Raw genomic sequence first — 12635 nt, 5'->3', positions numbered from 1 at the left:
CAATCTTGATTTAAAATCCACATTGAAGACCGAGTGAGAATGTTCTGCTCGCTGGATAGTTTCCGGCATCAACAGTACGTTCAAAGAAATTCGTTCCAACAACATCCGGATCAAGTCCTGAATATTTGGTGAACGTCAATAAGTTTTGACCCGACACATAAATACGTGCTGTTTCAAATCCGATTTTCTTCAAAGTTGCCGCGGGTACACTGTAGGAAAGTTCAACATTACGCAAGCGTGTAAAGGAACCGTCTTCAAGCCAACGATCCGTATCGCCGCGCGTATTCATCTGTATTGCTTGATCGCCTTTGTGAACAATGCGCGGAAAATTTGTGTTCGGATTTTCTTCCGTCCATGGCGTTATACCATTACGATAGTTTGAGTTGTCGTCAAAACGATCAATGATACTACCTACTGTGTTGAATACCTTTTGTCCGTACGAACCATAGAACTGGATACCAAGTCCAAAATTCTTATAGCGTGCATTGATGATCAAACCCGCCGTAAGTTTTGGCCAAGGACTTCCGAGATACTGGCGATCATTATTGTCAAGTACGCCGTCGGCAACATTATTCACATAGCGGATATCACCAGGCTGTGAATATGGTTGCGCGCCGTGGGCAAGCACTTCGTCTGGGTTTTGGAAAATTCCATTGGTCTTCAATCCATAATATTCACCTACAGATCGTCCAATTTCTGATCGCGTTAAACCACGCTGAATATAAGTTCGCCCCTCACCAAGATTTCCAAGCTCTAGAATCTCGTTTCTAATGGATGAGAAATTTCCTGTCACATCAAACTTCACAGGATTTTTTTCATTGCGATAAGTCACGGTTAACTCAATCCCTCTATTCTCGAGCGATGCTGCGTTAACCGGAGGATTCCCTGTACCTCCTAAGTAACGGGCAAATGGAACGTCATATGTCAATACATCGCGACTTACGGAAATGAAATATTCTGTGCTCATGGTAATCGCATTATCCAACAAGCTTAAATCAAGTCCGAAATTGGTAATGGAACGGTCTTCCCACTTCACCTCAGGATTTACAAGCCCTGTCTGCGTCGCGCCAAGTAGAATTGGTGAATCACCGAAAACGAATCTTGGGTTCGGGTTGATCGATCCAACGAATTGGTAAGAGCCGATCGTTACGTTTCCAAGTTGTCCGTAGGAGGCGCGGAGTTTCAAATCATTAATCGCTTGTACCTGGAAGAATTTTTCATTGCTAATTCTCCAAGCCAATGCCGCTGAAGGGAAATATCCAACGCGGTTTGTAGGTCCAAATCTTGAGTCTGCATCACGACGCACCGTACCCGATACAAAATAGCGATCAGCATAATTGTAATTGACTCTTCCAAAGAAAGAATAGGAAGCCCATTCTGTTATATTTCCACCAACCGATGTAGGCGTCGCACCTTGATCAAGTACAGGCTGATACGACCCATCCGGAAGCGGCGCGAAACCGGTCTTCAATACACCTGTCATATCATATCTATCTTTTTGGAAATTGAATCCAAGTACAGCGTCGATGTTGTGGTTTTCGCCAATACGCTTGTTGATGTTTATCGTATGTTCCGTTAATGTATTGATTGACTGGCTTCTCGACTCTTGCAAACTTGCTTGTTCAACGGGCTGATTATACGTCCAGCTACCAAGCTCACGGAACGAAGCGAAACGATCGAAGTTTGCCTCCATCGCCAAGTTAAAACGATAACGCATCCAACTCATGATTTCGAGTTCAGCAAAAGCGTTTCCACGCATCCTTACATTTTTTAATCCGCTTTGGACGAGATTATTTAGCGCTACAGGATTTGTTCCAAACGTAGTAGCTTTATCACTTCCATAACCGTATCCACCAGGGTTGTTTGCATCTTTGATTGGAATGACAGGAAGCATGCGCACCATATCAATGAATGGATTGCCTTCCATTCTATCTTCATCGGAACTTACTATCGAAAGATTTTCGCCGATCTTAAACCTTCCCTTCTGTCCTTCTGAATTTACGCGAAAAGATATGCGATCATAGGAAGTACCAATGATGGTTCCATGATTTGTAAAGTAATTGCCAGAAATAAAATACTTCGAAGCTTTACCGCCGCCTGAAAAACTCAGATCGTAATCTTGAACATAACCGACTCTCATCACAGCATCTTGCCAGTCTGTATTGATATCCGGATTAAATTCCGTTGACACACTGGCCATCGGAAGTTCTCCACCATTTTGATAGGCCGTTCTATTGAGATCAGCAAACCTTACATTGTCGGTTAGGTCCCAACGATTAGGAAGACGTTGAATACCGTACTTGGCCGAGAAGTTAACTTGCAGTGGACCTTCCGCTCCTTTTTTAGTGGTGATGATAATAACACCATTCGCGGCACGCGCACCGTAAATGGCAGCAGCAGATGCATCCTTCAAAATTTGGATAGACTCGATGTCATTCGGATTGAAGTCGCGATTGGCAATGGTTGAGGGCAAACCGTCTATTACATAAAAGGGATTGTTGTTCACAAGACTCCCCACACCACGAATCTCGATGATAGATTCTTGGCCAGGGCGACCACCGCTTCTTACGTTCACACCCGTTGCGAGTCCTTGCAACGCTTCCGCTACTGTTGTCGCCGTGATCTTCTTAGCATCATCTACTTTCACAACAGAAACAGCATCGGTCAAATCTTTGCGCTTCACCGTCTGATAACCAATGACGACAACTTCCGCTAACGATTGAATGTCTGGAACAAGAGAAACATCAATGGTTGTTCTTCCCCCAACATTAACCTCCATGGTTTGATAGCCAATGAACGAGAAGACCAATGTCGCATCATCATTTGAAACCGAAATGGAGTAGTCACCATTAGCGTCGGACGTAGTACCGTTGGTGCTGCCCTTTTCGACTACACTTACGCCAGGCAATCCTGCGCCAGTATCGTCGGTTACTTTACCTACAATTGCCGCCACAAACACTTCATCACCTTTGATACTTTCGACGGGTTCAACATCTATTGCTGTGGTGGTTACGCCCGATTTATCCTTTTTTCGCAGAACGATCTGATCGCCTTTAATTTTATAGGCAATGTTGCTGTCCTTAAAGATCAGCTTCATGGTTTCGTCGAGGGACGCTTCATTAATATTGATCGTGACTTTGCGCGACAGGTCGATACTCCGGGACTGATAAAAAAACGTATACCCGCTTTGTTTCTCAACCGAAAGGAGAACTTCTTCAAGTCTCGCATTCGCGAAAGTGAGCGAAATACTATTTTTTCCTGTTGTATCAACGGCGTGAAGCTGAAAAGTGCTGATCGTAATCAATAGGGCTGCCAGCATACTTTTAGTGAATATTCCACTGGGGAAAAGACAAAGCTTTCCCAATGAAGTTTTTTTCATAACTTTGGAATGATTAGTCAGTAATTAATTTTATTGATTTCGCCATGCGCTCACCGAGCGCTGGTTTGAAAACCGGAAGGTGTTCGAGCACTTTTCGGTTTTTTTTTATGAGTATTAGTTGCTCATCGTTGTTTTGATTGGGTTTGGGTTTATTGGTCGCAAAAATTTCCGGTTATAAATACTTCGTTCCCTTCAATCTTGTAATCAAAAGAAGGCCCTGCGTCTTTGAATAATTCAAGGACATCCTCGAGGGTTTTATTATCAATCTTTGCCGAGAACCGACACTCAAGCGCTTGCGTATTATCAACATGAATCGTCACGTCATACCATCGCTCCAGGTCCTGCATAATCACGGCAAAGGTTTCATCCTTGAAACTGATTTGGCCAGTTTTCCATGATGTATACTCGTAGGTGTTAACTTCATTTTCTAGCGTCACCTGCTTCGATGATTTCGAGTACACGGCCTGTTGATTTGGCAAAAGCAAAATATCTTCCTGATTGTCGTCTGTGCTTAGTGCGATCTTTCCATGAACCAATGTTGCCTCAATTGTCGCATCTGTTTTGAAAGCACGAACATTGAACGCGGTTCCCAATACCTTCACGGCCACCCCTGATGTATTGACAATAAAAGGTTTCTGTTTGTCTTCCGTCACGTCGAAAAATGCTTCCCCGTCGAGAAATACCTCTCGTGTCTCACCCTTGCCGAAGCTCCGATCGTAAGCAATTCTTGAATCCGCATTTAACCAAACTTTAGTACCATCACTCAAGGTAATCATCGTACGTTTGCCCTTCACCGTTTTTAGAACTTGATGCTCTGCCTTCGAGAAGGCCGTATCGATAACGCGATCAGCGGCCCCATTTTGTGACAACAGAAAAATGCTTCCCGATACCGCAAGAATCAAAACAGAAGCCGCAACTTTAAACCATCCTCCACGCCAAAATGAAATCGTATCCTTCGTTTCCACCATGTCTGGTTCAAGGATAGCCAAGTCGATACTGCTTTTCATTTTAATAATCGATGCGTCCTCGGGCGTTGCGTCAGAAAAGTTCATCAATAAAATGAACTGTCTAGCCTCGTCAATGAACACAGCGCGATCGGGGTGATTTTTCAAAAACTCTTTCCAAAATCTATCCGACGACGCATCAGGATCTTTCACCCAATGGATAAAATCCTGATCATTGATAAAATCCGCAACGTTATACTCTTGATATTTCATGCCCAGTAACGAAACCTTACTTATTACTACAAAGGCATCAAGCACCAGAATCTAATACCTGGGATCAAAAAAAATTAAAAAAAAATTGATAGGCTTTAAAAGAAGAGGTTTTTGGACGGATTCAACCCTGCGCGCAACGATTCTACGGCCCGACTTATTAGATTATAGCATGAAGTGATATCGATACCCATCGTGTCGGCAATTTCTTGCGACGAAAGCTTTTGATAGAATTTTAGATAGATCGCTTCTCGTTGTCTGTTGCTCAGTTTCTCAAGCGCGTTCGACAAATGTTGAAACCGCTCTTGCGAAAATTGATCCTGAATCAACTGTTGCTCTACAGAAAACTCGACGGCAAAAGGATAATCATTCTCAGAAACGTTTTTCTTGATAAACTTAGCCTCACCTGCGAGCTTGCGCAACAAGCTCCGACGAAGTGATTTGAAGAGATAAAATTTAATGGAATCTGTCTCGCCTAACGATTCACGCCGACGCCACAAGTCGATAAATAAATCCTGGATACAATCTTGTACCAATGCCTTATCTTTTGTGATCTTGTCGCCATAAGCATACAGCACTTTTACATAGGAATTGAATATAAAATTGAAAGCTTCCTTGTTTCCAGATTTAAACGACGTCCACGTAATCACATCGCGTTCACGCTGCGAAATCCCAGGACCGAAAAGAATTGGGTCGTGCTTTTTTACTGTCGTAGAATGATCAGAGGCCGATAGCACCAGCGTTAGGTTTAGGTTGTTGATGACAATTATAGAAAATTAAAACTGCCATGCAAACGGTTGCAACGCGTATACCTTGAAAAAACGTTGCCGGCACCAAGGCAGATAATAGTCAAATTGACAAGTATCGATTGTTGAAACTCCCTCCTTGTCGGGATATGCTTACGCTTTTGAGAAAAGTTGATCCGAGAATTAAGCCGCCCCATGCACTCAAAAAATTCTGTATCTTTATCGACATAACCCCAGTTATGAAAAAAGTAACACCAGTACTCCTACTGCTCCTATGCATTTCTGCATCCATCTTCGCGCAAGACTTTCAAATTCTTAATGTACAAAGCCCGCTCATTTTCGATCAATACCCGCCAGCACAATTTTCTTTTGACATTACCAATAGCGGTATCGTTGCGGTCACTGAGAATACCTTGGTGACGGCAAAACTTTCTACAGACAACGCTGTGGGAGATGACATCTATCTTGGATCGGTCCTTATATCGCCCTTAAGTTCAAATCAAAGCAAATCATATAGCATTAGTTCTGATGGTGGACTAATGATGCCCCCAGGATCGTACTTTCTATTACTCACCGCCGACAATAATAAAACCGTCGAGGAGACCGATGAGACTAACAATATATTTACAATTCCAGGTTTTGTGATCAATACAGCAAGCATCGACTACCAGGTAACACAACTTTCTGCTCCGCCAAAAATCGCGAAGTTCGATGCCTTTGCACCGACCTACGAAGTGAAAAACTTTGGAACATTTAACACGACTGGAAGTTATTACACGACATTTTACATCAGTAGCGACAATATTTTAGACGCGGGAGATACAAAACTCGAAAGCTTTTATAAGAATTTTAATGGAGAGAATACTATTCAGGGTGACGCTTGGAACCTCGTTCAGATTCCCAACATCGCTACAGGGCACTATTATTTGATCGGGAAAGCTGACGTCGACCCACAGGGGAATTCGCTCTTTGATGAGACTGATGAGAATAACAATACGCGCGCGACGTCAATAGAAATTATTGAAAGCGATATAGACCTTGACATTAGCAACAGTATTATACATGCAGCATATGTTGACATCACTGGAATGGCACACATCGAAATTCGTTACGATATCAGTAACACCGGTACCACAGGTACGATTAACTATCTTTATGACGTGTATGTTTCGGAAGATAATCAGTTCGACGCTAGCGATGTTAAAATTTCCAGTTATATCGCCCGCCACAATTCCTATTATATAGCGGGTAATGGAACCAGTAGTCACTCCGTTATGGCATATCTCGATGAATTCGGACACTGGCCAAACGTACCAGGAACGAAGTATGTCATCCTCGCCTTAAACCAGGATCATGCAATTACAGAAACGGACTACACCGATAACATGGCCGTAGCATCTTCGACGATCGATATCCCGGTTCGAAATCCTATCATTCGATTTGATGACTTGAAATTAAAAGATACGTATGATAATCGTGACAGGTCATATGATATTGAAGTGACCTTCAAAAACGTTGGCACGAACGGACAAACCTCAGATGTTTACTACCTTGCGATCTACGACGCTGTTAGTCAACAGCAGGTATCGGAGACCAGCCATTTTGAATTCCTAATGCTCAATGCTGGTGAAACTAAAACAGTTTCTTGGACACATAACCTTGAACAGCCACTCCCCGAGGGAAGTTACAACGTTGTTGTACGGGATAGCTATAATTCCACGCAGGCCACAACATCCCTCACGATCCTGCAGTCTCCTTCAGCACTAATGGGGGTTGTTAAAGGAGAAGATGGCACGGTTCTATCGAAAGGGAAATTGTTCTTATATCAAAAACAGCATGATGGCAAAATTGCCTTTATCGAAAAGATCGACCCTTACCAGGGAGAAACTTTTAATTTCGGAATTGATACGCATGCTCATACACTGTATTTTATCCCGGATCCAACACTGTTTCCAGACTACGTTCCAACAGTATATGGTAAAACAGTCGACTTGAGATCAACGTCGTTCTTCACACAGAGCGACGATACCGAAATCGTGTTTGAAGTCTTGAAGCTACAGCCACTACCTGCGGGCACAAAAGTGATCAGTGGTAATGTGCAAGAACAAAATCCCGCTGGCCGACGTGGCACGAACACGATACAGTCTATTGCAGTAATTAACATCTCCTTGCTTAATGAAAATCAACAAATCGTTGGCACAACAGAAACAGATGCTAATGGTAATTTTGAATTTACAAATCTTCCGGAAGGCGTTTACCAAGTTGTGATCGGCGGCGCAACTGAATCTTCGTTATCCACGACTACACTCGACGTGGACCTTACACAAAACAACGTTGAGATCATTGTAACGGATCTATTGGGTGATGTACAAGAAACTGTAAAACTCAAACCTACCATCACATTCGAAAATTTTGACGTTGCCACATATGGCGATGATCCTGTTCAAATTGTGGCCTCATCGGATGCGCCCGTGACGCTTTCCTATGTGAGTACGAATACTGCGGTTGCCATCATTGAAAACGGCTATATAAATATTGTGGGGGCTGGCACTACTGAAATAAAAGCAATCAGTGAAGGCAACGACACCTACGCGCACGTAGTAAGTATACAAACGCTCACCATCAATAAAGCAGCGCAAAGCATCGCGTTCACACCTTTCGAGGAAATAACAGCGCCCGATGATATCGAATTGAGCGCTACATCAAGTTCTGGATTGGATGTTTTATATTCTAGTAATCACCCAGAAATCGCTTCAATCCAAGGAAATGTGGTGAAGATCCATAGTGCCGGCGTGGTAGAAATCACAGCATCACAAATTGGTAATGAAAATTACCTGGCCGCTGCCGATGTAAAACAAACATTAGTCGTATCAATCCTTGACGTCGAAGGTGTACTTGCCAGCGTTACTGTTTATCCGAATCCATCAAACGGAAAATTGACAATCAGTCGTGAGAGCGGTCAAATGATTTTTTCGATTACCAACCTGCTTGGAAAAAGGGAAATGGTCACTGTCAACGAAAATATATTAGACATCACTTCTTTATCACCAGGATTGTATTTGCTAACAGTGCAAGAAGGAACATCGAAGAAGATCATTAAGATCATTAGGAATTAAAAATAAAGCCCATCACGGTTCATTTGAACGGCGATGGGCTTACCCTTTTTGTTTCTATTCTATCTTCGGTGGAATAAGTTTATAAACCACAGGCGTAACGATTCGCGACAATATTGTTGAACTAATAAGCCCGCCAATCAATACGATTGCCAACGGTGCAATCAGTGGATTTGTTGATAACGCAATCGGCAACAAACCTCCTATGGCCGTAAGCGATGTCAATACGATCGGAAGAAACCGAACTTCACCGGCTTCGCGAATGGCCTCGTCAACACTTTTCCCTTCCATTCGAAGTTGATTGGTAAAATCAACGAGCAAGATTGAGTTCTTAACTTCCACACCGGCTAGTGCAATCAAGCCAATGATCGCCACAAACGACAGGGGATTTCCTGTAACCAGCAATGCTAACACTGCGCCAACTATTCCGAGCGGTATTACACTTAGCACGATGAGCATACTTTTGAATGTTTTGAACATCAATACCAGTACCGCGACAAACATAAACACAGTCACAATGATGATGATCCCTAACCCACCAAATGATTCGTTACTCGCTTCGACATCGCCGCCCATCATGTAGGTGTATCCTGCTGGCAACTTAAAATTATCCATACGCGCAATCACATCTGCAATAACTTTATCGTTGAGATATCCCTTCTGCACAAACGCAGAGATCGACACCATTCTAATTTTGTTATAGTGGTCAATGCTCAACGGCGATGTTTCCATTTTGAGTGAGGCAATTTGCGCCAACGGCACAGGCGCCCCAACCGAGGTGTTTACGAAAAGGTTATCGAAAGAAGCTAACGTTGCGCGTTCACCTTTTGGCGTCGTTAAGTGAACATCATAATCCTCTCCTGCTGCATCCGAAAAATTTCCCATCTCCAGTCCTGCAACGGCAAGACGAATCGTTTTATCGATGTCTACGGTGTTAATCCCGGTCATCCGCGCTTTATCTTGATTGATGACAACACGAATGTCACTCTTCAAATTACTGACTGGGTTATTAACGTAAAGTGTTCCGTTAGTCTGTTTTAAAAGGTTTTCAATTTCACCAGCGTATGCCCGAAGTGTATCAAGATTATCACCAAACAACCTCACCTCAACGGGAGCAACAATCGGTGGACCTTGCTCGAAATTCTTTACTTCGATTTTAGCGCCAGGATAATTTTTAAACTGTTCTCGTAGCGAATTGATGATCGCAAGCTTACGCTCGGGCGTTGTGTTGTCGGCCAATTGAACGAAAGTCTGAGCGAAGTCTGTTCGTTCATTTTCCTGAATTACGTTGTAATACACACGTGGATTTCCTTTACCAACATTGGTGGCGTAGAAGGAAACTTCGGGAATGTCTGCTAGTATCTTTTCGACGTCGTGTGCTACTTCATCTGTCTTATCCAAATTTGTTTGAAGTGGTGTAATCGTATTGATGATAAACTGCGGCTTCTCAGACGCCGGAAACAATGCGAAACCAATCACTGGAAAAAGTTGTAATGACCCTACAAAAATGAGCCCCGCGACGACGGTTGTAATGATCGGATGTTTCAACGCACGATCAAGGAACTTGGAATAACTCCCGTGAATGACACGTTGCAAGACTTCCATGAACACATTGCCTTTTGATTTGCCATGGTCCTTTAGTAATCTGCTCGATAGAAATGGAATCACCGTAAGCGACACCAACATCGACGCAAGTACTGACATGATTACCGCCAATGGCAATCCGCGAATAAAATCACCTGCACCCTCTGGCAGAAACACAAGCGGCATAAATGCTATGATGAGTGTGACCGTACATCCCACAACCGCCAACCCAATTTGTTTTGTCGCTTTCAGCGTCGCATCGAGACGTGAATGTCCTTCGCGCATCCATCGTTCGATATTCTCCACCACAACAATGCTGTCATCCACAAGAAGGCCTAGTGCAACCACGAGGCCCACAATACTCAATTGATTTAAACTTATCCCAAAGAGATTCAGCAATACCAGCCCAATTGCCAACGACAACGGAATTGAAATCATCACAATGGCAGCGGCACGGAATCCCAGCGGCAGCAACGTGATGGCTACTAGTAAAATCGCTATTAGAAAATCCTTGCCCAAACCGGCTAATCTCCCATTGACATTATCTGCCTGATCGAAATGATGAACCATGTCGATGTTCGCCGGCAGTCGTTCTTTGAAACTGGTCAACACGGGTTGATAAACCTTTTGCGTATTCGTAATGTTCAGTCCCGACTTTTGCGCTGCAACAACGAATACACAACGATGTCCATTGAGTCGTGTAATGTGTTTCGTTTCATCAAATGTGATGTTTGCATCGGCAACATCTTTTAACAAAATATTCTTGCCGTTTAAAGAGTAGACGATTGTATTATGGATCTCGTTAACATCTTTATAGTTACCACTTGTTTTTATACTGAAGGACTTTGAACCGGCCACAACACTACCACCCGGAATATTGGCCATTTCACTTTGAATAGAACCAATGATCGCATTCAATGGAATTTTCATCTGGGCAATCTTTTCAAGACGCAGCTCTATTTTTACAATTTGTTCTGGTAAACCTTGTATCTCAACATTCTTGAGCATTGTAATTTTTTCAAGCTCATCTTTTAACGCTTCTGCATGAAATTTCAACTTACTACGCGATGCATTCTCCGACACAAGTGCGATCTGTACGATGTTTACATCCGAGGGCTGGAATTTTTGTATCTCTACACTGAAAATGTCTTGCGGCAATGCAGCTCGAAGGCTATTCACTTCGCGGACAAGCTCTTGATATTTATCATCGGGGTCGCTTTCATATTTGTATTCCACACGAAATACTGCTAACCCGTCGCTTATTGTGGTTTTGATTCTCTTCATATCTTCCAACTCGTGAATCTTTTCTTCCACAGGGTCGACAACAAGCTCTTCCATATCTTCAGGGCTCGTACCTGGATATACGACGACGATGGCAAATTGTGGTGCCTCAATTTCTGGGTCTTCGCTGCGGGGCATCGTAAACAACGTTGTCACACCAACAGCGACGGCCATGAGAAACATGATCAGTGTAAACTGATAGTTCTTAACTGCGTATGATGAAATTTTCATGGTTTGTTATTTTACAACGGTGATAGCAGACTGATCCGTTAAATATGCACTACCCGTTACGATCAACGCTTCGCCGCCCTCAAGTCCTTTGCTAATGTGAACACTACTGCCATCGAATGACGATATGGATACAGCTTTTTTAACGGCTGTTTTTTGGTCCGTCGTTACAAACACAAAGCCAACATTACCGTTGGCATCAAGCACAGCTTCATAAGGAATCTTCCATGTGTCCTCTCCTTCTCCGATGTTGATCAAGGCCATCGCAAACATTCCTGTCGCAAACTTCACGCCCTCGTCTTCGATTTTAAATTCAACCGTGAATGCGCCCGTCTGCGAATCGGATGTTTCTGATTTATGGGTCACTTGGGCATTGAACGTCCGTTCCGGAAAAGCGTCAAATTGAACGGTTGCCTTTTGCTTTACTTGTATTACGGCCCATTGCTTATCGCTTACACCTACTTTTAAAATCCATTGCCCTTTCGCTGCGCCATTTGTCTTAAGAATAGGATCACCAACACCAACCACTTGACCTGCATTCACAAATTTCTTCAGCACAAATCCATCTGCAAGGGCGTGAATCGATGAAAAATTCTTGTTAAACAACGCCGCATCCAATTGCTCCTTCGCGATGTTTCGCGCGGTTTCCGTATTTTCGAATTGCTCAAGGGTGATCACACTATCGCGATACAACTTTCCCATCCGCCCAAAATCGCGCTGTGCTTTTTCATAAGCCAATCGCGCCTGCGATACTTGTGCCTCGATCTCCGTTAAATCCAACGTTGCCAACACCTGGCCTTTCTTCACGCGGTCGCCTTCCTTCACCAATACTTTTTCCACAACACCTCCTGTTTTAAAGGCGAGAACAGCTTCATCATCTGTCGATACTTGTCCTGAAAGTTTGAATGACGTTATACCCGTTGCTTTCGACGGTTGAATAATCTTTACCGGAATTGGCTCATTCGCTTTGGGAATTGTATTCGTTTTGCCTTGGCTTTCCGTGCACGCTTGAATGACCACTGCCGCCGCAATAGCCACAACTACGCCCAACATTAATTTCATCGTATTTTTTTTCATAGTACAAGAGGTT

The 12635-nt window shown here is 43.3% G+C and carries 6 protein-coding genes; 1 reads left to right on the top strand and 5 read right to left on the bottom strand.

Annotated features, from left to right (window positions below; genetic code table 11):
* Positions 1-10 precede the first annotated feature (10 nt).
* The 3 genes from DQQ10_RS23415 to DQQ10_RS23405 form a co-directional block, all read right to left on the bottom strand.
* Positions 11-3379, bottom strand: coding sequence for a TonB-dependent receptor (locus DQQ10_RS23415; protein WP_112749372.1), 3369 nt, complete (start codon positions 3377-3379; stop codon positions 11-13).
* Between the two features lie 149 nt (positions 3380-3528).
* On the bottom strand, positions 3529-4596 hold the full coding sequence (locus DQQ10_RS23410; RefSeq protein ID WP_112749371.1) for a FecR family protein: 1068 nt from the start codon (positions 4594-4596) through the stop codon (positions 3529-3531).
* 95 nt (positions 4597-4691) lie between these two features.
* Entirely contained in the window at positions 4692-5330 is a 639-nt protein-coding gene (locus DQQ10_RS23405) for an RNA polymerase sigma factor (protein ID WP_165824077.1), read from the bottom strand.
* A gap of 248 nt (positions 5331-5578) precedes the next feature.
* On the opposite strand from DQQ10_RS23405, the gene DQQ10_RS23400 reads away from it, so the two are divergent.
* The gene (locus DQQ10_RS23400; RefSeq protein WP_165824075.1) at positions 5579-8455 is read left to right on the top strand and encodes a CARDB domain-containing protein; all 2877 of its coding nucleotides are present in this window, start codon (positions 5579-5581) and stop codon (positions 8453-8455) included.
* A gap of 54 nt (positions 8456-8509) precedes the next feature.
* On the opposite strand, the gene DQQ10_RS23395 is transcribed toward DQQ10_RS23400, so the two are convergent.
* The gene (locus tag DQQ10_RS23395; protein WP_112749368.1) at positions 8510-11548 is read right to left on the bottom strand and encodes an efflux RND transporter permease subunit; all 3039 of its coding nucleotides are present in this window, start codon (positions 11546-11548) and stop codon (positions 8510-8512) included.
* A gap of 6 nt (positions 11549-11554) precedes the next feature.
* Positions 11555-12622, bottom strand: coding sequence for an efflux RND transporter periplasmic adaptor subunit (locus DQQ10_RS23390; protein WP_112749367.1), 1068 nt, complete (start codon positions 12620-12622; stop codon positions 11555-11557).
* Positions 12623-12635: the final 13 nt, after the last annotated feature.

The sequence above is a fragment of the Pseudochryseolinea flava genome, from assembly GCF_003286915.1.
Taxonomy (GTDB): Bacteria; Bacteroidota; Bacteroidia; order Cytophagales; family Cyclobacteriaceae; genus Ohtaekwangia; species Ohtaekwangia flava.
The sequence above is the reverse complement of the archived record's forward strand: the minus strand, read 5'-3'. Positions and strand labels throughout refer to the sequence as shown.

Excerpts from the sequence above, each read along its gene's own strand:
- DQQ10_RS23415 (WP_112749372.1), bottom strand. The coding sequence starts at position 3,379 with ATGAAAAAAACTTCATTGGGAAAGCTTTGTCTTTTCCCCAGTGGAATA.
- DQQ10_RS23410 (WP_112749371.1), bottom strand. The coding sequence starts at position 4,596 with ATGAAATATCAAGAGTATAACGTTGCGGATTTTATCAATGATCAGGAT.
- DQQ10_RS23400 (WP_165824075.1), top strand. The coding sequence starts at position 5,579 with ATGAAAAAAGTAACACCAGTACTCCTACTGCTCCTATGCATTTCTGCA.
- DQQ10_RS23395 (WP_112749368.1), bottom strand. The coding sequence starts at position 11,548 with ATGAAAATTTCATCATACGCAGTTAAGAACTATCAGTTTACACTGATC.
- DQQ10_RS23390 (WP_112749367.1), bottom strand. The coding sequence starts at position 12,622 with ATGAAAAAAAATACGATGAAATTAATGTTGGGCGTAGTTGTGGCTATT.